Annotated in this window: 24 protein-coding genes and 2 pseudogenes; 11 read left to right on the top strand and 15 right to left on the bottom strand. The window is 72.3% G+C overall.

All coding sequences use genetic code 11. The features are described 5' to 3' along the window. Positions 1–10: 10 nt before the first annotated feature. Positions 11–85 (bottom strand): annotated as a pseudogene (locus AB0L00_RS31115) (fluoride efflux transporter CrcB); the annotation flags it as partial. Beyond that, positions 82–606 carry a CrcB family protein gene (locus tag AB0L00_RS31110; protein WP_364440629.1) on the bottom strand — a complete coding sequence of 175 codons (525 nt, stop codon included), beginning with the start codon at positions 604–606 and terminating at the stop codon, positions 82–84. The pseudogene AB0L00_RS31115 and the gene AB0L00_RS31110, both read right to left, overlap by 4 nt. 399 nt (positions 607–1005) lie before the next feature. Between AB0L00_RS31110 and AB0L00_RS31105 the strand changes: the two genes are divergently transcribed. Next, positions 1006–1299, top strand: coding sequence for a DUF1330 domain-containing protein (locus tag AB0L00_RS31105; protein ID WP_364440628.1), 294 nt, complete (start codon positions 1006–1008; stop codon positions 1297–1299). A gap of 208 nt (positions 1300–1507) precedes the next feature. Continuing rightward, positions 1508–1744, top strand: a pseudogene (locus AB0L00_RS31100) (hypothetical protein); the annotation flags it as partial. A gap of 66 nt (positions 1745–1810) precedes the next feature. Here the strand turns inward: AB0L00_RS31100 and AB0L00_RS31095 are convergent. The 3 genes from AB0L00_RS31095 to AB0L00_RS31085 all read right to left on the bottom strand — a co-directional run bounded on the left by AB0L00_RS31095 (position 1811) and on the right by AB0L00_RS31085 (position 5236). Next, positions 1811–2989 carry an FAD-dependent monooxygenase gene (locus AB0L00_RS31095; RefSeq protein ID WP_364440627.1) on the bottom strand — a complete coding sequence of 393 codons (1179 nt, stop codon included), beginning with the start codon at positions 2987–2989 and terminating at the stop codon, positions 1811–1813. A 94-nt stretch (positions 2990–3083) separates the two neighbouring features. Then, complete coding sequence (locus AB0L00_RS31090) at positions 3084–4220, bottom strand: epoxide hydrolase family protein (RefSeq protein ID WP_364440626.1); 1137 nt, start codon at positions 4218–4220, stop codon at positions 3084–3086. A 74-nt stretch (positions 4221–4294) separates the two neighbouring features. Next, the gene (locus AB0L00_RS31085; RefSeq protein WP_364440625.1) at positions 4295–5236 is read right to left on the bottom strand and encodes an arylamine N-acetyltransferase; all 942 of its coding nucleotides are present in this window, start codon (positions 5234–5236) and stop codon (positions 4295–4297) included. A gap of 176 nt (positions 5237–5412) precedes the next feature. Here AB0L00_RS31085 and AB0L00_RS31080 point away from each other — a divergent pair, with 176 nt between their 5' ends. Continuing rightward, positions 5413–6048, top strand: coding sequence for a PadR family transcriptional regulator (locus AB0L00_RS31080; protein ID WP_364440624.1), 636 nt, complete (start codon positions 5413–5415; stop codon positions 6046–6048). 86 nt (positions 6049–6134) lie between these two features. On the opposite strand, the gene abc-f is transcribed toward AB0L00_RS31080, so the two are convergent. Next, positions 6135–7769, bottom strand: a complete 1635-nt coding sequence (gene abc-f, locus AB0L00_RS31075; RefSeq protein WP_364440623.1) for a ribosomal protection-like ABC-F family protein — start codon at positions 7767–7769, stop codon at positions 6135–6137. Between the two features lie 132 nt (positions 7770–7901). On the opposite strand from abc-f, the gene AB0L00_RS31070 reads away from it, so the two are divergent. After that, positions 7902–8501: a TetR/AcrR family transcriptional regulator gene (locus AB0L00_RS31070; protein ID WP_364440622.1), complete on the top strand. Its 600-nt coding sequence runs from the start codon at positions 7902–7904 to the stop codon at positions 8499–8501. Between the two features lie 16 nt (positions 8502–8517). On the opposite strand, the gene AB0L00_RS31065 is transcribed toward AB0L00_RS31070, so the two are convergent. Both AB0L00_RS31065 and AB0L00_RS31060 read right to left on the bottom strand, forming a co-directional pair. Next, positions 8518–8730 (bottom strand): hypothetical protein, encoded by a 213-nt coding sequence (locus AB0L00_RS31065; RefSeq protein WP_364440621.1) that lies wholly within the window; start codon positions 8728–8730, stop codon positions 8518–8520. Then, positions 8727–9704 (bottom strand): DMT family transporter, encoded by a 978-nt coding sequence (locus tag AB0L00_RS31060; protein WP_364440620.1) that lies wholly within the window; start codon positions 9702–9704, stop codon positions 8727–8729. The genes AB0L00_RS31065 and AB0L00_RS31060 overlap by 4 nt, the downstream gene beginning before the upstream one ends. A 91-nt stretch (positions 9705–9795) precedes the next feature. On the opposite strand from AB0L00_RS31060, the gene AB0L00_RS31055 reads away from it, so the two are divergent. Next, positions 9796–12537 carry a hypothetical protein gene (locus tag AB0L00_RS31055; protein WP_364440619.1) on the top strand — a complete coding sequence of 914 codons (2742 nt, stop codon included), beginning with the start codon at positions 9796–9798 and terminating at the stop codon, positions 12535–12537. Position 12538: 1 nt separating this feature from the next. On the opposite strand, the gene AB0L00_RS31050 is transcribed toward AB0L00_RS31055, so the two are convergent. After that, positions 12539–13534 carry a pirin family protein gene (locus AB0L00_RS31050; protein WP_364440618.1) on the bottom strand — a complete coding sequence of 332 codons (996 nt, stop codon included), beginning with the start codon at positions 13532–13534 and terminating at the stop codon, positions 12539–12541. Positions 13535–13698: 164 nt separating this feature from the next. Between AB0L00_RS31050 and AB0L00_RS31045 the strand changes: the two genes are divergently transcribed. Beyond that, positions 13699–14055: a tetratricopeptide repeat protein gene (locus tag AB0L00_RS31045; protein WP_364440617.1), complete on the top strand. Its 357-nt coding sequence runs from the start codon at positions 13699–13701 to the stop codon at positions 14053–14055. Positions 14056–14233: 178 nt separating this feature from the next. Here AB0L00_RS31045 and AB0L00_RS31040 read toward each other — a convergent pair whose 3' ends face one another. Next, the gene (locus tag AB0L00_RS31040) at positions 14234–15478 is read right to left on the bottom strand and encodes an MFS transporter (protein WP_364440616.1); all 1245 of its coding nucleotides are present in this window, start codon (positions 15476–15478) and stop codon (positions 14234–14236) included. Positions 15479–15600: 122 nt separating this feature from the next. On the opposite strand from AB0L00_RS31040, the gene AB0L00_RS31035 reads away from it, so the two are divergent. Both AB0L00_RS31035 and AB0L00_RS31030 read left to right on the top strand, forming a co-directional pair. After that, entirely contained in the window at positions 15601–15978 is a 378-nt protein-coding gene (locus AB0L00_RS31035) for an ArsR family transcriptional regulator (RefSeq protein WP_364440615.1), read from the top strand. Positions 15979–16052: 74 nt separating this feature from the next. Next, positions 16053–16832, top strand: coding sequence for an alpha/beta hydrolase (locus tag AB0L00_RS31030; protein ID WP_364440614.1), 780 nt, complete (start codon positions 16053–16055; stop codon positions 16830–16832). A gap of 397 nt (positions 16833–17229) precedes the next feature. On the opposite strand, the gene AB0L00_RS31025 is transcribed toward AB0L00_RS31030, so the two are convergent. Together AB0L00_RS31025 and AB0L00_RS31020 are read right to left on the bottom strand one after the other, a co-directional pair. After that, positions 17230–18135: a hypothetical protein gene (locus AB0L00_RS31025; RefSeq protein WP_364440613.1), complete on the bottom strand. Its 906-nt coding sequence runs from the start codon at positions 18133–18135 to the stop codon at positions 17230–17232. Continuing rightward, positions 18123–18566, bottom strand: coding sequence for a carboxymuconolactone decarboxylase family protein (locus tag AB0L00_RS31020; RefSeq protein WP_364440612.1), 444 nt, complete (start codon positions 18564–18566; stop codon positions 18123–18125). The genes AB0L00_RS31025 and AB0L00_RS31020 overlap by 13 nt, the downstream gene beginning before the upstream one ends. An 86-nt stretch (positions 18567–18652) precedes the next feature. Here AB0L00_RS31020 and AB0L00_RS31015 point away from each other — a divergent pair, with 86 nt between their 5' ends. The 3 genes from AB0L00_RS31015 to AB0L00_RS31005 all read left to right on the top strand — a co-directional run bounded on the left by AB0L00_RS31015 (position 18653) and on the right by AB0L00_RS31005 (position 21061). Further along, the gene (locus tag AB0L00_RS31015) at positions 18653–19264 is read left to right on the top strand and encodes a CGNR zinc finger domain-containing protein (RefSeq protein WP_364440611.1); all 612 of its coding nucleotides are present in this window, start codon (positions 18653–18655) and stop codon (positions 19262–19264) included. Between the two features lie 161 nt (positions 19265–19425). Further along, entirely contained in the window at positions 19426–19956 is a 531-nt protein-coding gene (locus AB0L00_RS31010) for a MarC family protein (RefSeq protein ID WP_364440702.1), read from the top strand. Between the two features lie 349 nt (positions 19957–20305). Further along, a complete protein-coding gene (locus AB0L00_RS31005) occupies positions 20306–21061 on the top strand; it encodes a nuclease-related domain-containing protein (protein ID WP_364440610.1) in 756 nt (251 codons plus the stop codon). Between the two features lie 66 nt (positions 21062–21127). Here the strand turns inward: AB0L00_RS31005 and AB0L00_RS31000 are convergent, their stop codons facing one another. From AB0L00_RS31000 to AB0L00_RS30990, 3 genes are all read right to left on the bottom strand, one after another. Further along, positions 21128–22456: an acyltransferase family protein gene (locus AB0L00_RS31000; protein ID WP_364440609.1), complete on the bottom strand. Its 1329-nt coding sequence runs from the start codon at positions 22454–22456 to the stop codon at positions 21128–21130. Between the two features lie 109 nt (positions 22457–22565). Beyond that, the gene (locus AB0L00_RS30995; protein ID WP_364440608.1) at positions 22566–23354 is read right to left on the bottom strand and encodes a methylated-DNA--[protein]-cysteine S-methyltransferase; all 789 of its coding nucleotides are present in this window, start codon (positions 23352–23354) and stop codon (positions 22566–22568) included. Next, complete coding sequence (locus tag AB0L00_RS30990) at positions 23351–23917, bottom strand: RNA polymerase sigma factor (RefSeq protein WP_364440607.1); 567 nt, start codon at positions 23915–23917, stop codon at positions 23351–23353. The genes AB0L00_RS30995 and AB0L00_RS30990 overlap by 4 nt, the downstream gene beginning before the upstream one ends. Positions 23918–24019 lie beyond the last annotated feature (102 nt).

Here is a 24019-nt window from a genome sequence, read left to right as displayed (position 1 = left end):
CATGGCGGGCCTGAATCGCCCGGTCGGTCAGATACCGCAGCGGCGCGCCGACGACGGCACCGGCGATGACCAGCAGCCAGTTCATCCTTCGTCACCCCGTGACCGTGCCCGACCGATGCCGCATCGCCGTCCCGTCCTGGCGATCAGGCGACGCGTGGTGACCGCCGCCGCCCAGACCGCGCCCAGCGCCACCAGCACGGTCAGCATCAGGTAGACCAGCCCCGCGCGGGCGCGGCCGACCTCGATGAGGCGGGTGGCCTCGATCGCATAGGTGGAAAAGGTGGTGAAGCCGCCCAGGACTCCGGTGCCGACGAAGAAGCGCAACAACCGGTGCGCCGCCCACACCTCGCTGATCAACACCATGAACACACCGATGATCGCGCATCCGGCCGCGTTGACGACCAGTGTCGTCCAGGGAAACCCGCCCGAGGCGGTGGGCCAGATCAGCCCGGCGCCATAGCGGGCGGCGGTCCCGACCGCACCGCCGGCCGCGACGACCGCCACCACGGGAACCTGCCCGCGGGCCGACTCCCGGCGTTGCGCGGGCATTCTCAGGTCGATGTCGGGATCAGTGGGCTCGTCCACGCGGCTCTCACGCGTCGTCATACGCCGGTCTCCCTACTCGTGGTGACGCCCGCACGGGGTACGGGCGTGTGCCGTCACAAGCAGGGACCGTTGGCGGCGCCTGATGCCGCGGTTGGGATACGGCCGGCCCCTCCGCCGCGCGACGACCGAGGCCGCCGCCAGTGGAACTTCAGGGTAGCTCGCGTCTCCTACCGACGAGGTACGCCGTTGGGGTGTCGTTGTTCTTGTTTTTTGTGAATTTGGTTTTTAGGATTTTCTATCAACCAGCGGCCTTTACATAGTAAGTTCACGGCTGCACAGGGGACCGTTGCCGCTCGGCCTCGCCGTGGTTCCGCACGCGTCTCGCGGCGTGAAGGGGGCTCGATCGATCTGAGTGTCAATTCGAAGTCGGACGTGTCCGGCCGAACACAGGAGGTTTCCATGGCTAAGGGCTACTGGGTCAGTGTCTACCCCGCCATTTCCGACCCTGAGAGGCTGACTGCCTACAACAAGCTGGCCCGTCCGGCTGTCCAGGCTGGGGGCGGGCGCGTCCTGTCCCGTGGCGGTCGAGTCGTCGCCCACGAGGCCGGAATCACGCAACGCGTCGTTCTGATCGAGTTCGACAGCTTCGAACAGGCCGTCGCGGCATACGAGAGCGAGGCATACCAGAAGGCGCTGGTCGCCCTCCCCGACGGCGTCGAGCGCGACTTCCGCATCGTCGAAGGCATCGACTGACCGAGGTCCAGTCGGACCTTCACTGAAGATCCACCATCTTGGTTTTCGCTGGTGCGGCGGGGTTCGTGGGTGCTCGTGTTGCCCTTGCGCGGCGGGAGCTTGGCCACGACCTGGCCGTCCCGGGGCAGCCAACCAGCGGCATCGGTCTGGGCCGGCGACGTGCGACTGAACCAGGTGGTGTCCGACCGCAGGGCACGCGTGGGCGCGGACCGCGCGCGAGCTGGATCCCTCCGGTGCCTTCCTGGAGGTGGCGCTGCTGCCCCGCGAGGCCGGTTCCGGAACGGCATGGCCGGCCGAGACCTGCGGTGTCGGCGACCACGGCGCCCTGCTGGTACGCCCCGACCACGTGGTCGCCTGGCGTGTCGGCCATGCTGCCGCGAACCCCACCGCGGCCCTGGCCGAAGCCACGCGACGGGTCTTGCGACTCCCCCGCGTCCCAGCGTGACCGGTGGCGCCTCCCCCCGGGCATCCGCCGTCGTCCCCGGACGTCACCTCGCATCGCACCGGATGGTCAGCCGCGCACCAGGTCCGCGGTCGCGGGCTCGTCCCAGGCGATGTGGTGACGGTGGACGGGACCGAACATCTGCTCGGGGTCGGGCAGGGCCGGCCGCGCCCCCGCCTGCCCGGCCTTGGCCTTGTTCTTCGCGGCCGCGTCGCCGCCGATCATCTCGACTCGGTCGCGGCGCAGCCGCTCGTACGCGCTGAACGCGGCCGCCGGATCGGGCAGGTCGCGCAGGCAGCGGGCGAGTTCGACGGCGCTCTCGATGGCCAGGGACGCCCCCTGCCCCGAACTCGAGGAGGGAGCGTGCGCCGAGTCGCCGACCAGCACCATCCTGCCCCGGTGCCAGTGCGGCAGCGACGGCATCCGCTCCATCGCCCCCACCGCCATCAGGTCGCCGGGCTCGGTGTGCTCCAGCAGTGCCTGCCCCGGAACGTGGCCCGTGTACAGCTCCCGTAGCCGCACCAGCCAATCCGCGGCGGGGACCTTGCGGACCTCGGCCGAGGTCATCGGGGTGGCGTGCGGAAGGCTCGCGAACCAGCAGATCCGCCCGTTGGGCAGGCGCCAGTAGCCGATGAAGGCACGGCCGAAGGCGAAGTACATGACGCCCGGCTCGGCGGGCACGTCGACGCCGGTCGCGTACCCGCCGAAGCTGAGCACCCCGCCGTACTCCGGGCCGGGTGCCGCCGGGTCGATGAGGGTACGGACGGTCGAGCGGATGCCGTCCGCGCCGATCAGGATGTCGGCGCCGGCCGTCGTGCCGTCGGCGAAGACGGCGGTGACACCCTCAGGGGACTCCTGGACCGAGACGAGCCGCTTGCCGTACTCGATCGGCACACCCCCGGCGACCGCCCGGTCGGCCAGCGCGCGGAACAGGTCGGCGCGGGCCATCGCCAGCGTCGCCGGCAGACCGGGGAAGCCGCCGAACTCGGCGAGCCGGTTCCCGCCGCCGTCGGCCATCACCACGCCCGGGACCGCGTGCCCGACGGCGGTCACGGCGGTGTCCGCCCCGATGACGCGCAGCGCGTCCAGGCCGTTCGGCGCCAGGCTCAGCATCGCCGCCGCGCCGTCTGCGGTCACCGGATGCGCCTCATGGACGGTCCCCCGGATCCCGGCCTTCGCCAGGGCCAGCCCCATCACCGGCCCGGCGATGCCGCCTCCGATGACCAACGCGGTACTCACCTTGCTCATGCCCACTCCCTCATCTCAGGACGGGGAGATAGTCACATTGCTACTAGTTGCATGTCAACTAGATGCCGTGCGGTCACGGTCCGGGCGGCCGTCATCAGCGCAGGGAGCGGAAGAAGGCGCGGATGTCGGTGACGAGCAGGTCGGGGGCTTGCAGGGACGCGAAGTGGCCGCCGGTGTCGAACTCCGACCAGTGCGTGACCGTGTTCGACAGCTCCGCCAGCCGGCGGATCGCGCGGTCGCCGAGGAACTTGGCGACTCCGGTCGGCACCCCCGAGGGGGCGGGGCGGCCCCAGCCGTCCGCCGTCAGCTCGCGGTACATCCGCGCGGCGGAGCCGGCCGTGGAGGTGAGCCACAGCGCGGTCACGTCGGTCAGCACGGCGTCCCGGTCGGCGAGCGGCTGTCGCGTCCGCGTGGGATCGTGGTCGACGAACCATTCGAGGTTCCAGGCCAGTTGACCCGCCGGCGAGTCATTGAGCGCGTACGCCACGGTCTGCGGGCGGGTCGCCATCTGGGTGGCATAGCCCGAGCGGGCCTGCCACCACGCCTGGTTCGCCCGCGCCTGCTCCCGCTCGGCGTCCGAGAGCAGGTCCAGTTCGTCGGGCCCGGTGGGTGCCGAGGCGTTGACCAGCGCGTTGACGTGGACACCGACGACGGCGTCCGGGGCGACGCGGCCGAGTTCGGGCGAGACGATCGACCCGAAGTCGCCGCCCTGGGCGCCGTAGCGGGCGTAGCCGAGACGTCGCATCAGCTCGGCCCAGGTCCGCGCGACGCGGTTGCTCCCCCACCCTTTCTCCCGAGTGGGCCCGGAGAAGGCGAATCCGGGCACGGAGGGCGCCACGACGTGGAACGCGTCGGCGGGGTCCGCGCCATGTGAGCGCGGATCGGTGAGCGGTCCGATGATGTCCAGGAAGTCGCAGACCGTACTCGGCCAGCCGTGCGTGATGATCAGCGGAAGGGCGTCCGGCTCGGGCGAGCGGGCGTGCAGGAAGTGCACCGTCTGCCCGTCGATGGCCGTGGTGAACTGCGGCACCCTGTTCAGCCGGGCCTCGTGGACTCGCCAGTCGTATCCGTCGATCCAGTACGCGACCAGGTCCCGCAGGTGCGATCGGGCGACGCCGTAGTCCCATCCCACCCCGGGGAGTTCGTCGGGCCAGCGGGTCCGGGTCAACCGGTCGCGCAGGTCGTCGAGGTCCGGCTGCGGGATGTCGACGCTGAACGGGACGATCTCCATGCGTGTTCCCCAAGGTCCGTCGTTGCCGGGAAGGCGAGCCGGACGGCCCGCCCGGGGATCACGCTAGGAACCGTTCAGGCCAGATCCTGACCGCTGACCGCATCGGTCGCCCGCCGAGGACCCGAGTCCTCGCCCTCCGGAGCCCCGGACGCCTCGCGGCCGGCGGACCACGCCTCGTGGGCACCGCGGACGCGCGCCCAGAGGGTCTCCCGGTCGGCGTCGTCGAGGTCGGTGAGCGTCAGCCCGAACAGGTCGGCGAGAACGGCGTACCACTCGGTCCTGGTCTCCAGGACCTCCCGCCGCCCCGCGCCGACACCGACGCGTCGCAGCACACACCCGGTGAGCACGTCGGCGCCGCCGGCGTCCCGGCGCATCACCGTGCAGGTCCGTACGTACCCTGAATCGGGCGACGTGGACAGGTACCGATGACGGTCGAGGAACTCCCCCACCACCGCGGGACGCATGCCGAAGTCCATGCCGGTGAAGGCGCCGCGATCGTCGTGGTCGAGCCGCCACCCACCGGGCGCGGCCGCTGACCGCCGCAGGCGGAACCGGAACGGCCCCTGGACGTACTCTCCCTCGCTCAGGGGCAGCGGCTCGTGCAGTCCATCGCCCAGACCGGCATCGACGAGCCACACTCCCGACGGGCAGTCCTCCGCCGGCAGCCCGCGTACGGTCAATGCCAGGTGGTTGGCCGGCGCGGGACCCGGCGGCTCCGCGGCCTGCCGACCCTGCACGCCCGCCCGGTGCCAGGTCACCTCATAGCCCAGGGCGCCCAGCAGAAGCGCGAACGCGCCGTTCAGGTGATAGCAGTAGCCGCCGCGACCCGCCGTGATCCGTGCGGCGGAGTCGTACGGATCGATCGAGGTCAGCCGGCCAAGCTGGATGTCGAGCGCCTCATAGGCGATGCGCTCGACCTGAGCGGCGTGCAGGGCGTGCAGGGTCGCGACGCTCGGGGGGCCGGGGTCGGAGAGACCCAGCCTCCGGAGATAAGCGGATACGTCGAAACCGACCATCGCGCACCCCCGTCGGGGATCTTATCTTCGTGGCTGAAGTAATTCGAGAAGATGAAAAAAGACGGAGCGCCTTTACAAAGTAAGTTCCTGTCATCGCGAACGCCGTCGAACTTTGCGGAGCGGCGAGTACCGCCCGGCGCTTGACCAGTCGCTCGGTAACTAGTTGACTCGCGACTATGTCGTCATCCCCACGCCGGTCCCCGTTGGCGCTCGCCGTGCTCGGCGTCCTCGCGTACCGCCCCCTCCACCCGTACGGCATCCAGGCCCTGCTCAAGCGGTGGGGCAAGGACGAGGTGGTCAACGTCGGGCAGCGGGCCGGCCTGTACAAGACGATCAATCGACTGCACGAGGCCGGCCTGGTCGCCGCCCGCCAGACCGAGCGCGATCAGCAGTATCCCGAACGCACGATCTACGAGCTCACCGACCAGGGGCGCGCCGTCCTTCGTCAGTGGATGGGCGAGATGCTCTCCACGCCGCGCAACGAGTTCCCCGAGTTGCCCGCGGCGCTGTCCTTCCTCCCCCTCCTCACCCCGGAGGAGACGCTGCGGTTCCTCGAGGAGCGGAAGGCGCTCCTGTCCGGCCGGCTGGCCCGACTGCGGGCGACGCTCGACGCGGCGACCGAGTTGGGCTCCGATCCGCTCCCCCGCGTCTCGATGCTCGAGACCGAGTACCTGCACGCGACCGCGGCCGCCGAGCTGCGCTGGGTGACCGAGGTCGTCGACGGACTGCGGTCGGGCACGCTGACCTGGACCGACGAAGAGCTGCGCGCGGTGGCCTCGGCACGCCGAGACGTCCCCGACGCCGACGCCTGAATGCTCGATCACTCCGGCGGGATCGCCGACCGGGCGTCGCCGTCATCTGGAACCTCTACCGTCGTCGGCGCACCCATGGACGGTGTCTACTCCACCTCGCCTTCGTCCTGGCGGCCGGCGAGCCGCCCGGCGCGCAGCTCCAGCCGCGCGCCCGGAAAGCGGTTCCGCAGCGTCCGGTCGTGCGAGACGACGACCAGCGCGCCCCGGTAGTCGGCGAGCGCCTCCTCCAGTTCCTCGACTAGGACGAGCGACAGATGGTTGGTCGGCTCGTCGAGCAGCAGCAGGTCGTGCTCCGCCACCAGCAGCCGGGCCAGGGCCAGCCGCCGCCACTGGCCCACCGACAGGCCGCCGACCGGGGTGTTCAGGGCGTCGGGGTGGAACAGGCCGTACGAGAGCAGTCGCGCCCGATGCTCCTCCGGGTGACCGGGCCGGCCGTCGGCGAACACCGACAGCACGGACCGGCGCGGCTCGGGGAAGTCGACCTCCTGCGGGAGGTACCCGATGCGGCCACGTCGGCGCACGGTCCCGGAGTCGGGCGCCTCGCCGGCGAGGACCCGCAGCAGGGTGGTCTTTCCGGCGCCGTTCGGGCCGTGGACCAGCAGGTGGTCGCCGGCGGACACGGTGAGGGAGACCGCGCGCAGGCGGTCGCCGACGGTCACCTCGTGCAGTTCGGCGAGCGCGCCCTCCTCCTCTCCCCCGCCGAACAGCCCGTCGAAGCGCAGCGGCTCGGGCGGCCGGGGAACCGGGTTCGCCCGCAGCTGCCGGAGCCGTTCCTGCGCCTGGCGCACGCGGCTGGCGACCGAGCTCTGCACGCGCCCGGCGTCCCGGTCGTAGGCGGGTTTGTTGCGGTCCTTCATGGGCCGGCCCGGAGCGACCCGGCGCGCGGTGGTCGCGGCGTGGATCTCGACGCGCTCCACCTCCTCGCACCAGGCGGCGTACGCCTGCTCCCAGCGGGCGCGGGCGGCCGCCTTCGCCGCGAGGAACCCGGAGTATCCGCCGCCGAAGCGGGTCACGGACCCGTCCTCGACCTCGTAGATCACGGTGGCGACCCGGTCGAGGAAGAGGCGGTCGTGGGAGACCACGAGGACGGTGCCCTGGTGGGTGCGGAGCCGGTCCTCCAGCCAGCTCAGCGCCGGCTCGTCGAGGTGGTTGGTGGGCTCGTCGAGCAGCAGGATCTCCGGCGCCGCCGCGAGGACGCAGGCCAGCGCCAGCCGGGCCTCCTCTCCCCCCGACAGCGTGGCGAGCGCGCGGTCGCGTCCGAGGTGCGCCAGGCCGAGCCCGTGGATCGCCTTGTCGACGCGGGCGTCGGCCTCATAGCCGCCCCGGGCCTCGTACGCGGCCCGCAGCGCGGCGTACTCGGCGAACCGGGCCTCGGTGAGGTCGGCCTCCAGTTCGCGCATCCGGCGCTCCATCGCCCGCAGGTCGGCGAGGGCCGCGTCGATGGCCTGCTGGACGGTGTCACCGGGTGGCAGGCCTCTCGTCTGACCGAGATGGCCGACGCCGCCGTCGGCCATGACGGTGACGTCGCCGTCGTCCGGCGTCTCGACGCCGGCGATCAGCCGCAGCAGTGTCGACTTGCCGGAGCCGTTCTCCCCGACGAGGCCGGCGCGCTCCCCGGGTCGTACGGAGAACGAGACGTCGTCGAGGACGAGGTGGTCACCGTAGGACTTGGCGACGCTTCGCAGGGTGAGCTGAGTGGACAGAACGGGCCTCCGATACACGGCGTGGGTGGGACATCACGGTGTTCGGGACCAGGCCCATGGCGACTGCTCTCCTCCACTCTCGGCTTATCGCAACTCAGGTTGCGTTAGGATGATGACAGACCACCGTTCCCGAGCGCAACGGGATTACCGATGACGATCGCCGAGGGCCACGGGCGGCGGCCGGGTGGCCGCAGCGCCCGCGTCCGGGCCGCCGTCCGGTCGGCGACCCTGAGCGAGCTCGCCGAGAAGGGGTACACCGCGCTGACGGTCGAGGGCGTCGCCGCGCGCTCCGGGGTGCACAAGACCACCGTCTACCGGCGCTGGGGTGGCGTCGAAGGCCTGATCGCCGACGCCCTGGAGATGGCGAGCGAGGAGCCCTGGCCGATTCCCGACACCGGCTCGGTCGAGGATGACCTGCGCGCCCTGGCGCGGCTGGTGGTGACCGGCTTCACCGATCCGGACGAGGGCCCGGTGTCGACCGCGTTCATCGCCGCCGCCATGCAGAACTCCGCCGCCGCGGTGGCGCTGCGGCGCTTCTTCGCCTCCCGGCACGACCAGGCCGCCCCGATCGTGACGCGCGCCGTCGCCCGGGGGGAGCTTCCGTCCGGGACCGATCCGGTCGAGGTCGTACGGGCGGCGGTCGCGCCGATCTACTACCGGCTGTTCGTCAGCCGGGAGCCGGTCGACGCCGCGGTCGCCGACCGGGCCGCCGGCGCCGCCCTGGCCGCCGCCCGCGCGGGCACCCTGTAGCCGGCGGGTGTCCCCCTCAGCGGGGATAGTCCCCGATGCCCGACTTCAGCAGGTCGAAACCCTGGTCGACGGCGGCCCGCACGGCGGGGAGGACCACCGCGTGGCTGTCGTCGGCGCGACGGCGCCGGAGGTGCTCCAGTGAGATGGCATGGGTGAGCGCGACGACCTGCGCGGCGACGAACCGTGGGGTGGGGTCGTCCGGGTCGGCGATCGGCACCCGGGCCTTCACCCGTCAGCACTCCTGACGCCGACGCCCTCCAGGAGGGGCACCGGTTCCAGGGTGGGTTCGTCGGAGGCGACCGACCGCTGGGCGACGAACGCGCCGACCAGCACGATCGCCCCTCCGGCGAGCTGCGCCGCGCCCAGCCGCTCGCCGAGCGCGATCCAGGCGAACAGGGCCGCCGAGACCGTCTCGATGTACGCGACGGCCCCCGCCACGGGGGCGGACAGGCGGTGCACCGCGGCGACGCCGGTGAGGTACGCCGTGACCGTGCTGACCAGGACGATCCAGACGACCAGCGACCATCCCGGGGCCGACCGGTCGCCGAACCGGATGCCGGTGGTCAGCAGGTGCCACGGGATGCCCCACGGCGGCGCGGCCACGGCCAGCACGACCACGCCGACCGTGGACCCCGCGGCGGTCATGACCAGCGGGTCCACGTCCTCCCCGACCCGATCGATGATCAGGAAGTAGGCGGCCTGGCAGGCGGCCGCGCCGAGCCCGGCGAGCAGTCCGAGAAGGTCCAGACTGAGGCCCGACCAGACCTCGACGACGCAGGCGAGACCGACCAGCGCGATCATCACGCCGATCGCCGCGCTCCGGGGCACCCGCCGTCCCTGCACGACCCGCATCCACGCCACGACCAGCACCGGACCGGTGAACTCCAGAAGGATCGCCACGCCGACCGGCAGGCGCGACGCGGCGAAGAAGTAGAGCGACTGACAGCCCGCCACGCCCATCACGCCGTACAGCAGGAGAAGCGGCCATCGCCCGCGCACCGCGCGCCCGGCGGCACGCCCGCGCAGCAGGAGGGCGATCGGCACGAGGACCAGGGTGGTGCCGGCGATTCGCGTCCATGACGCCTGCAACGGCGAATAGCCCGCGGTGATCAGCGCCTTTCCGAACGGCCCTGACGTGCCGAAGGCGATCGCTGACACGATTCCGAAACCCAATCCGGACGCCCTGAGCCGCGCGGCGTTCACATGCCCACCCCCTCGCAATTAAGGAGCAAAGCTACAGGACGGTCATTACGCGCCGCAATGCCGTCCGAATCAACCCACTACGATGCGCATCGTGACTTGGCAGGCCTCGGCCGCACCCCCGAGCGATCCCTTCGCGGCCATCGAGACAGACGTGCGCGGCATCACCTCCTCCCCGTGGTGGATGGGCGCGCCGCCGCACGCGCGCGCCGAGGCGATCACGTCGCGGATGCTCGCCGGGGCCGGCGAATGGTGGCTCTTCGGCGCCTGGGGCCGCTGGTACCGCTGCGGCCTGGACGGCAACTGGCATCTGTGCCCGCCCCCGTTCGATCCCGCCGCGCGCCAGGCGGTGATGCCCGCACCGCCGGGCGCGGGACGACCACCGGTACCACCCTCCATCCTGACCACCGGGCCGGACCTGACCCCCGGCCCCCTGGCCGCCGACGGCCTGTTCGGCGCGCCGCCCGCCCCCGTGGTGCTCGGCCGGCTCCAGCAGACCGTGACCGCGGCGGCGAGCGCGAACCCCGCCCAGTTCCCGATGCAGGACCCCCTCTTCCTGCCGGGCACGCCGAGCCCGGTCGCGGTGTCCTTCTTCGCCATGCTGTGGTGCACGGGCGCTCCGGTCGCCCTGGACGACCATCCGCTCCTCGGCCTGTACGGCCGCCATCTGACCCCCACCGCGCCGGGCCCGCGGTGGTTCCTGCCGCCCACCCTCCCGCTGATCGTCGGCGCCTACACCGAGCGCCTGCGGGCCGGCGACCCGATGGGCGCCTCGTACATCGCCCGCGCCCTGTGGGAGACCGCCGAGGCCCTGCGCGGTGACCCCGCCTTCCGGCCACGCGCCGACGCGCTCGCCGCGATGGCCGGCACGACCCTGCGAATGGTCCCGAGCGACCACGCCGGAGTGCGCTACGGCGACCAGGCCATCATCCAGGAATGGCTGCGCCGCTGCCCCGCGGAACTCCGGGTGACGCTGCTGCGGGAGACCGCCACGGGCGACCAGTTCCGGCTCGCCTGCTACGACCTCGCCGCGGCGGCGGCCGCGCTGCCCGCCGCCGCGGCCGGGCCGGCCGAGGCCCGGCGGGTCGCGTTCGCGCTGCTGGCCGCCGACCTCGAGGGCGTACCCGGCGCGGCGACCGCGGTGCTTCCCTGGCTGGACCCCGAAGCCGTCCGCACCCTGCAGGCGCTCGGGCAGCCCGGTCACCCGCTCCGTGAACTGTGGCCGGTCGACGGCACGCTGCCCAGCGCGGTGGCCGGCGCGGATCCACAGATCCTGCGGAGTCTGCTGGCGGTCTCGTACGCGACCGCGCTGTCCTGGTGCCGGCTGGCGAACATGGCGCCGCCACGGCCCGGTTTCACCGTCCCGGCGGCGCTGATGAAGGCGATCGTCGCCGGGCCCGAGCCGGGTCCCGGTGAGGGCCTCACACCGTGGGAGATCATCGAGGCCGCCCGCGCGCACCTCGCCGAGCAGCGCGAGGCCGACGCCCCTCCCCCGCCGCAGCCCGCGACCACGGCCTGGCCGGCCTCCGAGCCGCTGCCCTCCGCTCCCTCCTCCGACCCGGGCCCCGGACCGGCGTCCGACCCCGGGAGCTCCGCCGGCGGCGACGCCGTCGCGCCCACGTCCAGCCCGGGCTTCCCGGCGGGCACCACCGCATGGCCCGGCCCCGCCGCGCCCACATCGATCCCCGGCGCCCCCGCGAGCCCCGGACCGGGTCCCGGCTCTCCAGGCCCGTCCGCCGGGCCCAGGGACGCGTCACCGGCCGGCTCTCCGCACGAGGAGTGGATCCCCGGAGTCACGGCCGTGACGCCCGACCCGGCGCCTCCGTTCTCCACCGCTCCACCCACCGCGTTCACGCCGGACCCCGGCCCACCGCCCACCTCGGTCGCCCCCGGTGAGCCATCGGCCGGAGCGGGCACTCCGCCACCGTGGCCCGGTCCGGCGGCCGGAGCGAGCGCCCCGCCGCCGTTCCCGGGTCCGGCGGCCGGGGCGGGTACCCCGCCGCCCTTCCCGGAGCCGGCGGGTCACGGGTCCGATCCCGGCCCACGGCCGGTGGAGGCGTACGGCATCACGTTCCTGCCGGGCCCCGACGACATCGAGCGGCTGCTGACGGAGCTACGCCGGCGCGGCACCTGGGCACTCAGCCTGCGTGGGCAGGAGGTGTCCAGCGCGTCCGCGCCGGCGGTGCTGCTCGTCGGCGAGCTGTCCTGCGGCCAGCGCCGCCTCACCCGCATGATCGCCCGCGCGCTGGCCGAGGTGGGCCTGGGCAGTGGCGAGGTGCACACGCTGCAGGCCGACGAGCTGGCCGAGATCGACCCACGGCGGCTGCGCGAACACATCGCCGAGTACAACGGCCACACGCTCCTGATCGAGGGGCTCGACACGGTCGTCCTCGACGACGACCGTGGGTCGGCCTACGCCTCGGCCCTGTACCGGGCGCGGGTCGAAGGCGTCAGCGAGACCGTTCTCGCGGCGACCTGCGCGCCGGATCGGCTGCGCGAGCTCACCGACGCCATTCCGGAGCTGATCACCGACTTCCGCACCGTACGACTGCCCGACCTGTCCGACCCGGAGCTGCGCGTCCACCTCGCGGCGCTCCTGGCCGGTGAACGCCGCCTGAAGCTGGCGCCGGAGGCCTGGCAGGTGGCCCGGCGTGACCTGGCGGAGCTCCGGGGCCGCGGCCGGCTCACCAACGCCCGGCTCGTCGAGGCGTACCTCGACCGCGCCTGCAACCACCACCTCGACCAGGCCGGCGAGACCCAGGTCTTCCAGGGCCAGAACACCCTGACCCTCTCCATCGACGACTTCCAGGGCGTCGCCGCCGAACTCGAGCCCTAGGTCATCGGGTTCCTTCCGAAGGATTGCCGCGGGGTCTCATGGTGGCCTTCGGCAGGGCCGGCGCGGGCAGGCGGTTCCCGGCGTAACCCGCGACGGCGCCGAAGCGGTCGGAGCCGTTCTGCCACGCTTCCCGCGCCTCGGCGACCTCCTCGTGGCTGCGGCCGATGAAGTTCCACCACATGACGATCTGCTCGTCGAACGGCGGGCCGCCGAGCAGGAGCATACGGGCCGCGGTGTCCGCTTCGTTCGCCAGCGTCAGCGTGCCGGCGCCGGTGCCGAGGTAGCCGAGTTCGGCGGGCCGGAGCGGGGTTCCGGCAGCGCGAACGTCCCCGCTGTCGACGAGCACGCCGTGTTCGAAGCGGGCGTCCACCGTCAAGGTGACCGTCGCGTGCGGCGCGATCGTGAGCTCGGCGCCGAGCAGCGGCGTGAAGGTCCGCACCGGGGAGATGTCGCCGGCCAGCGAGCCGAGGAACACCCTGGCCTCGCCCCCGTCCAACGAGATCACGGCCGGGACGTAGTGCTGGAAGTCGCGGCCGGTGCGCCGGTGCTCCTCGGGCAGCGCCACCCACAGCTGGACGCCGTGCAGGATGGTGGTGCGGGCGGTGGAGACCTCGGAGTGGCTGATGCCGTGGCCGCCGGTCATGAGGTTCAGCTCGCCGGGCCGCACGAGTGTGTGGTTGCCCATGCTGTCGCGGTGCTCGATCTCCCCGCTGAACAGCCAGCTGACCGTCTGCAGGCCGGTGTGGGGATGCGGCGCGACGTCCATGCCGCCGCTGTCGGCGACGTCGTCGGGACCGTAGTGGTCGGCGAAGCACCACGCGCCGATCAGCGTGCGGGCCCGCTGTGGCAGCGTGCGCCGAACCGTCATCGCCCGGGGACCGCCCAGCGGGACGTCCCGCGCGGTGAGGACCTGGACTCGGGGCTCCTCGAGGGGCGCTCCGGCCTCCGCGGGGCCGCCGCAACCCAGCACGGCGGGGGTCGCGTCGGTGTTGCTCATCCCACGGCCCCGGCATCGCCACAGGTAGTTTCTTTTTCAACCATCACTGCATGATGATAGACCGGCGCGCCGCCTCCAGCGGGCCGTCGGGAAGACCGTGACCGGTGCCGGTGTTGTGGCGTGCGGCGTCCGACGATGCGGACGCCATCGATGGAAGGACACCGATGACCTACGAGGAGTACCAGCGCGGACGGATGTTCTTCGACGCCCGGGACTACGCCGCGGCGGGGCGCATCCTCGCTCCGATCGTCGAGAGCGAGCCGGACAACCGGGCGGCCGTCGAGCTGCTCGGGCGTGCCTACTTCCACAGCGCGCAGCTGGGCCGCGCGGAGCAGACCTTCCGGCGGCTGATCGAGCTGGACCCCGCGAACGGCTGGGCGCACGAGGCGCTGGCCCGGACCCTCGAGCGGCGTGGCCGCGCCGACGAGGCCGCGCCGTACCGCAGCCTGGCTCGCGCGATGGGCACCGATCCGGCCGACGAGGTGGCGATCTCCGTCTCCGCCGCGAACCTCGCCGGCTGACGTCACCCGCCCGGAGAAGAAGCGCGCGGCTTTCTCCCGCCGCCCACGGCCGCGTGCCGCCGGCACCGGCCGGCGGCACGCGGTGTTCAAGAATCTCGCCAGGTGCGCCTGACACATCCGCCGGCCGAACGGGACTCGTCGGGACACATGCTCCGCGTACGGTCGGCGGACCATCCGGTCACCGGATCCGGCTGCGGGCGCCGAGGACGACGAGGCCTCCGGCGATCGCCAGGGTCGCGAGTACGGCGCCGAAGACCGTGGCGCCCGTCGTCAGCCCGATGGCGTCGCTGAGGTAGCCGGATGCCACCGGGAGCACGCCCGCGGGCACGTACCCGCCCACGTTGAGCGCCGCGTTCGCCTCGGCCAGACGCTGCGGCGGGACGCTCGCGTTGAGCAGGGACAGGCCACCGAGCTGGCCCGTCCCCTGGCCCGTGCCCGCGAGCACCGCCGCGACGATGAGCAGCGGGACCGACGAGGTGTGCACCGCGGCGACGAGGGCCGCCATCGCCGCGGTCGTGCCGACCGCGCCGATCAGCAGGATCACGGACCTGCGCAGGCGCTGCACCGCGAACTGCACACCGGTCGCGGCAAGGAACATCACGAACGCCATGGCCCCGGCCACCACGCGGTCGGTGGTGCCGAGCAGTCCGGCGAGCAGTGACGGGCCGAGTGACAGGACGAAGGACGTCGCGGTGATGCCGGGAGCGAACACCGCGACGCCGAGGGCGAGCCGGATGCCGCTGCCGCGCGGGACCCGCGGCACGCGGATCCAGGAGCGGGCCGCCGGCGCGGGTGTCTCCGGGCGACCGAGCGGCATGCGCAGTGTCGTGAGCACCGCCGTCGCCAGCAGCACCGCCTCGACGAGGAAGACGGTGACGGTCGGCGCCGGCAGAGTCTCGGACAGCACTCCGGCGAGGAACGGCCCGAGCCCCGCGCCGAAGACCATCGCGCAGGACGCGAGCAGGGCCGCGAGCCGCTTCCGCCGCGGTCCGGCCACGTCCGTCACCGCGGCCATGCCGGCCGAGACGACCGCACCGACGGCGATGCCGGTGAACAGCCGGGCCACGACCAGCGCGGCGACCGTCGAGGCGGTGGCGAAGATTACGCACGCGGCCATGGCCAGGACCAGCGCGGGCAGCAGGACCGGTCGGCGCCCGACGCGGTCGGACAGCACGCCCGAGACCAGGAGCGACCCGAGCAGCCCGGCGATGTAGCAGGCGAAGATCACGGTCAACGTGCCCTTGGAGAAGCCGATGTCGCGCTGCCACAGGACGTACAGCGGCGTGGCGGCGTTCGACAGGACGAAGACCGCCGTCACCGGCCATGCCGCCGCCCACAGCCACCAGGTGGGGGCGGCGGCTTCCGTCGCTTCGCGCCCCGGCCGCGGCGGGTCGTCGACCCGCGCCGATCGAGTGTCCGGCATGGAGGATCCTCCCGTTCGATCGATGTACGAATTAAGTCGTACTTGTACGAGTGGAATCGAACTTAGCACAGGCAGTACGATTCAAGTCGTACTAGCGAACGTGCGACGAGGAAGGACCGCCGATGCCGGCGACACAGGCGAAGCCGACCATCAGGGTGCTGCCGGAGCCTCCCGGCGCACCGTCCCCCCTGCCCGAGCCCGCCGTGGACCGGTTGCGGCTGGAGACGGTGCTGGGCGCGCTGAGCGACCCCTTGCGGCTGCGCATCGTGCGCAAGCTCCTCCTGGAGCGCGAGGAGTTCGACCACCCCTGCGGCTGGCTCGGCCTGGACCGCCCGAAGTCCTCGCTCACCCACCACTTCAAGGCGCTGCGCGAGGCGGGCGTCATCCGGCAGCGCCAGTACGGCCTGGAGCGCCGCAGCCACGTCCGCGTCGACGACCTCGAGGCCCGCTTTCCCGGCCTGATCGACCTCGTCGCCGCCTGGACCCCCGAGTCCGGCTGAAGGCCTCCGAGCGGTCGGTGGAAGTGAGCGCCGTCATAGTGACCAAGCGGTAACTTCAGGTCTACTCTCGGCGGGTGGACATCGTCTTCGAACGGCGGGGCGACGGCCCGCCCCTGCTGCTCATGCACGGCATCGGCCACCGTTGGCAGGCCTGGGAGCCGGTCATCGATCTGCTCGCCAAGGAACGCGACGTCATCGCGGTGGACCTGCCCGGATTCGGCTCCTCCCCGCCGCTGCCCGCCGGCACCTCGTACGGCCTCGACACGGTGGTGGACCTGCTGCGGGAGTTCATCGACCGGCTGGGCGTCGACCGCCCGCACGTCGCAGGCAACTCCCTCGGCGGGCTGTTCGCGCTCGAGGCCGCCGACCGGGGGCTCGCCCGCTCGGTGACCGCGCTCTCCCCCGCCGGGTTCTACACGCCGCTCGAACTGCGCTACGCCGCGCTCGTACTGCGCGCGTCGCGGCTCGGCGCCGGGCTGCCCGCCTCGACCATGCGCCGGCTGGCGAACTCGCCGCGGATGCGCGGACTCATGTTCGGCATGATCTATGGGCGGCCGGATCTCATCGGCATCGACACCCTGCTGGCGGACGCGGCCGCGCTGCGCGGCGCGGTGGGCTTCGAACCGACCCTGAAGGCCGGCCGCGAGACCACGTTCCGCGGCAAGGTGGAGGACGTCCCGGTGACCATCGCGTGGGGCACCCGGGACCGCCTCCTGCGGTCGAGCCAGGCCGTACGCGCCCAGCAGGCGCTGCCGCACGCGCGGTTCGTCTGGCTCCGGGACTGCGGGCACGTCCCGATGGGCGACGACCCCGCGCTCGTGGCCCGAGTGCTCCTGGAGGGCAGTTCCAACTGACCGGCGGCCGACGCCCCGCCGATCCGGGCGCCCCCGGGGACAGGTCCCCCGGCCGGACGCCCGCGGTGGCCGTGTGCGGCCGGGCGGTGCCGGCGTCATGGCGTCCCGAGGTCTTCCCATCCCGACGTGTGCGAGTCACGATGAAGGGGTGACCCGTTCTCGCGCGGCCCGCCGGCCGCGTCGGGGAACGGGCGGCCCGGCACCGCTGTGGGCGCGAGCGCTCACCGAACGGCTGGCGGTCGGCGCGCGGACCGGCCAGCGGATTTCGCCGTAATGGCCCGCAGCGGCCTGCCGGTCCGGGCGGCCGGAGCACCGTTTCAGCGCTCCCCGGCCGTCGCCGCGCGGACCCAGGACCTCCGGAGCTCCGGCGAGCCGCCCGCGCTCGGAGGATGTCAGGTCATGGCCGCCGCCATCGCGCCGCGAAGGCGCGGGCCGGATTCCCAACGAAGATCGCGGTCGCGAGGTCGAGGCCGAGTTCCCGCTCGATCCGCGGGCGCAGGCCGCTGAGCAGGAACGGCATGCCCGGACCGTCGGCGTCGGACCGTGCCGACGGGGTGACCGTGTCGGCGCCGAGGAGGATCTGCTGGGCGTGGCCGGCGTCGGCGAGGGCGGAGAGGCTGTCCAGCAGGCGCCAGTCGGTGCCGTGGTTCACGCGCGATGGGCCGTCGAACGCCAGGAACGCGCCGGCCTCGGCGGCCTGCCGGTGGATCCTCGTGTCAGGGAATCGATGCAGGTGTCCGAGGATCACGCGGTGCGGAGCGACCTCGTGGGTTCCGCACAGCAGGTCGAGCACGTCCAGCGCGGCGGTACCGGCCTCCAGGTGGACGCCGATGGGTGCGTCGGTGGCGTGATGGGCCTCGGCGGCGGCCGTCATGACGTGCCGGGCGTGGTCGTCGAGGCGGTGGTAGGCGCCGGCGACCTTGATCATGCCCGCCTTCACCGGTGCATCGGTCAGTTCGTGGATGAACAGGTCGGCCAGCCCGCCATGGCGGCGTTCCAGCTCAGCCGGGTCATAGTGCTTGGCCTGGTGCATTCCGGTGGCGGAGACGATGCGGACGCCCGACTGCCGGGACAGGGCGGGCAGTCGTTCGGTTCGCGACCCCATCCCCCACGGCGTCCACTGGACCACGGCACGGCCGCCGAGCGCGGCGAAGGCCTTCAGCTCGGCGAGCGCGGCCTCGGGGTCGTCCAGTTCCTGGCCCGGCAGCGCCGGCGAGCCGATGAACAGATGGTCGTGAGCGTCGCAGACCCCCAGCTCCTCGGGCGCGATGTCCCCGAGCACGGTCCGGATCATCCCGCGCATCGTCCGGCCTCCTGCTCCACGTCGGCGAGCGCGGCCGCGGCGACGCGCAATCCGGCCAATGCCCTGGGCACGCCGATATAGGGCGCCAGATGCACGAAGACCTCCGTGATCTCGCCGGGGGTCATTCCGACCCGCAACGAGGTCTTGACGTGGCCGGACAGCTGCGGGTCCACACCGCCGAGCGCGGTGAGGGCGGCCAGGTTGATGAGCTGGCGGTCGCGCAGCGACAACCCCTCGCGCAGGTAGGTGCCGCCGAACAGCGCGGTGACGATCCAGTCTGCGTATCCGGGGACGAGCCGCTCGAGATCCGGGAAGACGGCCTGCTGGGTCGCCTCGTCCTGAAGAAGGGCCAGCATCCGGTAGCCCTCGGCGCGGTCCAACCGCGCCGGCGTCAGCTGCTCCGACAGTGCCTGGCTAGCCGCCATGGTCATTCCTCACTCCTCGATCGATCCTTGTAACGCCTTGGGCGTTACGAGAACGCTAGCAGACGTAACGGCTGAAGCGTTACGATTGGCCTATGGCCACAGAGGACAAGCTCGCGTTCCGCTTCGACTGCGGCGCCACCTGGTTGAACTTCCTGGCCACCAAGGGCCGCACGTTCAGCGCGGCCCCGGTGGAGCGGCTGGCGAGTCCCGGGCTTCTCGCCGAGTGGCTGGAGCGCTGTGAACTGTCTCCGGCTCAGCCACCCGATCAAGACGACCTGCACCAGGCGTGGGCCCTGCGCGAGACGCTGCGCGGCATCGCACTGGCCACGGTCGAGGAGAAGCCGCCGCCTGCGACGGCCGTGGCGACCCTGGCCGCGTTCGTGGCCGGGCACGACGATCCGATCCGGCTCACCGCGGACGACCGCCTGCGACGTGAGCCTCCGGCGACCACGGCCCACGCCCTCGCCCGGATCACCCGTCAGGCCGTGGACCAGATGACCGGTTCCGACCGGCTCGCCCTCAAACGCTGCCCGGAAGACGACTGCAGGGGCGTCTTCATCGACCCGCCAGGACGCCGACGCTGGTGCCCGTCCCCCGCATGCGCGAGCCGGGGCAGGGTCCGCGCGCTCCGCGCCCGCCGCAACGCCGCCGCCTCCGCCTCCGCCTCCGGGCCGAACGACGATCACACGCCGGCGTCGGCGTAGTGACGAGCCTGCCTCCACCGGCGCCACCGCGGCGGAAGAGGGTTTGCGCGGGTCTTCGCGCAGGGAAGACGCCGGGGTGGGGCGTTTGGATCTCTGGGACGTGTTCGTCGTCCTCATCGCGGTGGCCGGGCCGCCGAAGGTCATCCTGAGCTTCGACGCGGCTGGCCGAAGGACGGGACCCGCGCGCGCTGCGGCGACTGGCCTGGCGGGCCACCGGCGCGGCGACCCTGTGCGCCGTCGTCCTGGCGATGACCGCCGATCCACTGTTGGACGTCTTCCACATCGGACACGCCGACGTGATGATCGCCGGTGGGGCGATCTTCTTCGTGTACGCCCTGCGCCTGGTCCTCGACGGCCACGCCGAGACTCCGGCCGGCTCCCCCAGCGAGGGCTTCATGGCGCTGCTGCTGCCCTACATCGTCAGTCCGCTCGCGATGACGTCGATCATCGTCCTGACGGTGACCCGGCCGGGCTGGGTCTGGCCCCCACTGGTCGCCGTGGCCTATTTGGCCGTCGCCGCGAGCAACCTCCTCACGATGCTGGTCCTGACCTACGTGCTGCACCGGCTTCCGCGCATGTGGGTGGAGGTCGCCGGCCGGCTGCTCGGGCTGCTGCTGGCGGCCGTCGGCGTGGACCTGGTGATCGTCGGCCTGCGGACGATGGGCGTCATCGGAATCCCCGGTCACCCATGACCGTCGGAATCCGGCCGGAAGCGGCCGGCGACGGGCGGGGGCCGACGCGGGCCCGCAGCGACGATAAACGGCGTACGACCGATCTCAATACCGCTGCATTCGCCGGAGACGAACGGATTATGCTGACGTATCCATCGCGTTGCGCGGCCATCGGTCACCGCACCGAACTCGGCGTCTCATCCCCTCCCGGTGCACGATGCAAGCTGCAGTGCAGGTTGCACGGCAATTCCATGCGCAGCCGCCAACGCGAATTCCGTTTGTTACTTTTATGTTTAACCGTGTTACCCGGGGTGGGCCTTAACGCCGTGGTCACGAGATAATAAACTCCCACGAGCGAAAGGGTCGCGTGATGTTCGGTGGGTCGATCTATGTTCCGGACAACCCGGCGCTGATCGGCGGGTCCCCCCAGGCGGTGCACGAGCAGCTGTGGGCGCAGGGGAAGCGCCGTCGACTTCAAGTGCGCGGTGCGCTCGCCGCCGTCGGCCTGGTGATCGGCACGGTACTCGTCGACTTCTGGTTCGGGCTGCTGGCCGCGGTGGTGGTCGCCGCAGTGGACAGTCTCTACTACCTGCGCCAACGGATGGTCTCCAGCGTCTGGCGCAAAGGCCAGCGTGGCGAACGGCGCACCTCGGTTCTGCTGCGCCTGGTCCTGGCCTGGCGCGGATACCGCGTCCTCCAGGGAAGGAGCGTGCCGGAGCAGGGCCAGATCGATCATTTGGTGATCGGACCGACCGGCGTCCTAATGATCGACAATCAGGCCGTCGCTCCCGACACGGACATCGCCACCTATCGGGGAACGCTGTACGTCGATGAGCGGTCCGGCGCCAAGATGGTCTCCGCCTTGCGCGCCCGAGCCGATGCGACCGCCGCGCTGCTCGCCGAGCGGCTCGGCGGTGAGGTCGCCGTGGAGGCCGTGGCCGTCGTCCACGGCGGTCGCCTCGCTCGGGGCCTCGTGGAGGCCGAGGGCGTCACGCTCGTCCGGATGCATCGTCTGCCCCGTTGGATCCGGCGCCAGCGCAACCGCTTCTCCCCCGAGCAGGTCGCGGCCATCACCGAGGCGGCGCATCAACTGCCGATCAGTCGGCACGCCAGCATCGTTCGCTGAGCGCCGGGCGGGAGGACTCCGGTGCGGGCGACGCGCCCTGAGAAGAGACCGCGCCGCCCGCACCCCTCACTCGGTCCCGGTGACCACGCCCGCCGTGTCTGTTCGCCCGTGCGTTGTCTCCCGCCGCCCCGGTCGGCGGCGGGACTGCGGTCGTCGGGCGGGGCCGGTGCGGAAGAGCCAGTCCATGCGGGGCTCCACCGCCCACCGGAACGCCCGGCGCGCCGGCTCTCCGGACAGGACCACGGCGAGGAGCGCGCAGCCCACCGTCACCAGCAGGACCTGCTCGCCGGAGATGCCGTAGTACCAGTCCTGGTAGGACAGGTAGAGCGTGACGAACCCGTGGAGCAGGTATGCGTACATCGTGGCCGAGCCGAGCCGAGTGAACCACGTGTGCCGTGCCGGCACCACCGCGAGGAACGCGACCGTGAGGACCAGCGCCGCGGCCATCGCGACGACCCGGAACCCGACGCCCGCCGAGGCGCCCACCCCGAGCTGCCCGAAGCTGCGCCGCCAGTGCACCCACTCCGGATCGACACTCAGCCCGAGGAGGTAGGCGGTGAGGCCGCCGAGGAGGAGCACTGCCGCGCCCGCGACGCGCACGGCGCGGCGGTGCAGGATCGCGAAGTGGTGGGGCCGCAGCACCAGCCCGAGCACGAAGAAGGGCAGGAACGACAGCACCTGCGCGGCGTTGAGCGTGCTCGGCAGGGTGACGAACCCGGCGAGCATCGAGATCAGCACCGCGACGACGACGGGAAGACGGATCTGCTGCCACAGCGGTGTGGACAGCCGCCACAGCAGCAGGGCGGGCAGGAACCAGGTCAGGTAGTACGGCTCCAGCGGATCCCAGCCGACGTGGTCGCCGGACAGCAGGCCGGCCCACAGCGGGTACGCCACGCTGAACAGCACGTAGGGCACCACGATGGCGGCGACGAGCTTGCGCGTCCGGCCGCGGGTGGTCGGGAAACCGCGCGAGAAGTATCCGCACATGACGATGAAGGCCGGCAGGTGGAAGGCGTAGATGAACGTCTGCGCGGCCTCGAGCAGCCGACCGCCGATGTTCGCGCCCCGGAGGGGCTCCCAGGCGTGGCCGATGACCACCAGGACGACGGCGAGGAACTTCGCGTTGTCGAAGTAGGGATCTCGATCGGCGCGGCCGTGACCCGCCGGCCCGCGGCCGGCGTGGTCGGGACCGGCAGGATCGGTGCGGCCGCTGCCGTCGGGACGGACGTGGCCGGCGCCGCCGGCACGGCCGGGATCGGCGTGGTCAGGGCCCGGCCGGACAGGATCGGCGCCGCCATCGGGATCGGTGCCTGTGCGACCGGTCCGGACGGGATCGGTGCGGACGGTGTCATCGGGGACAGGGTCGGTGCGGACGAGGTCGGTACGGAAACTCAAAGCGGCGGAACCCCGGTCGGAGACAACGGCTTACCCGGATCAGTCAACAGGACGTTCTTGAACGAAAGCGCAAGGGGTCCTGAACACCCGTGCCCGGTGCCACCGGTGCTCAGGACACGCCGACCCCCGGCCGGCAGTGCCGGCACGGCCGGTATCCGGCACTCTCGGCCTGTGCCAGGTTACGAAAACCGTGCCAGTGCGCCGGAGTGATCCGCCGCGCGTCGCGGCAGCTCGGGAAGCACACGACGCCCGTCGTGTCACTGCCCACGTAGTAGACGTTCTTCGCCGCAAGCGTCCCGACCTCCTCGAGGTTGACGTCCTCCATGCGCAGCAGCCGTTCCTTGGCCGGCGCGCCGAAGACGTACTGCCCGATTTGGCCGTCGGAACGCGTCACCCGATGGCAGGGGATCAGCAGCGGCACCGGGTTCTTTCCCAGCGCGGTGCCGACCGCCCGGATGGCCTTCGGCCGCCCGATCCGCTCGGCGATCCAGGCGTACGGCCGGATCTCCCCCCGCGGGATCGCCGCGGCCGCGCGCAGCACCGCCTCCTCGAAGGGACGCAGCCCCCGCAGGTCCAGCCGGATCCCGGTGGTACGGCCGGTCCGCAGCGCCCGCTCGAGGGCCGGCGGCGCACCGCCGCCCGGCAGTAGCGGCCGGGCGAAGCGGCTCCGGAACGACGCGACGAACTGTTCCTGGTCCTGTCCGGCGCGCAGGTAGGCGATGCCCTGGTCGGTCATCGCGACATAGACGCCGCCGATCGCCGCGTCGACGCGCACCCAGCGGGCCGCCACCCGGTCGAGCAGGCCCGCCGGTGCGCCGGTGGCCAGCGCGCCGAGGCCCGCGATCAACGGATCGTGCCGGTCGAAGGGCTCCGGGTCGTAAGGCTCAACGGTGCTCATCGTTCCTCCCCGGGGTAGAGCAGGCGGAGTCGCTTGAGACCCCGCGAGATGTGGGACTTGACGGTGCCCTCCGGGGCACCGAGGACTGTCGCGATCTCCGTGACCGGCATATCCGCGACGTGCCGCAGCACGACGGCGAGGCGCTGCTCCTCGGTCAGCTCGCCGAGCAGCGCGGCCAGCTCACGGCCCGTCTCGGACCGCTCGGCGACCTGCTCGGTCGGCTCCGCCGGATCGGCCGCCTCCGGTGCCGTCTCCAGCGGCGCCGGGGGCGGATGCCGGGCGGCCGAGCGCAGCGTGTTGCGCCAGAGATTCGCCAGGATCGTCATGAGCCACGGGCGCGGCTGCAGGCTCTCGACGCGCTGCGGCGCGTAACCGGCCAGCGCGCGGTAGGCGCGCAGGAACGTCTCCGCCGTCAGGTCCTCCGCGTCGGCCCACCGCCCGCACAGCCGCAGCGCGGCGGAGAACACGACGTCGCGGTATGCGTCGAACAGCGCGACGAACCCGGTGTCGAGGTCCTCCGTGAGCGCGGTGACGATCGGGCGGCGGATGTCGGTCTCGGTCACCTTCATAGAACACCGGTCGAGGCGATCGGGTTGCGGAGCATTATGACCATCTTGCCGTGCTCCGTGAGCCTTTCGGGTTCTAAGGACCCGCTACCTTTACGA

It is taken from the genome of Actinoallomurus sp. NPDC052308 (assembly GCF_040679195.1).
Taxonomy (GTDB): domain Bacteria; phylum Actinomycetota; class Actinomycetes; order Streptosporangiales; family Streptosporangiaceae; genus Actinoallomurus; species Actinoallomurus liliacearum.
This window is presented reverse-complemented; position numbering and strand designations above follow the sequence as displayed.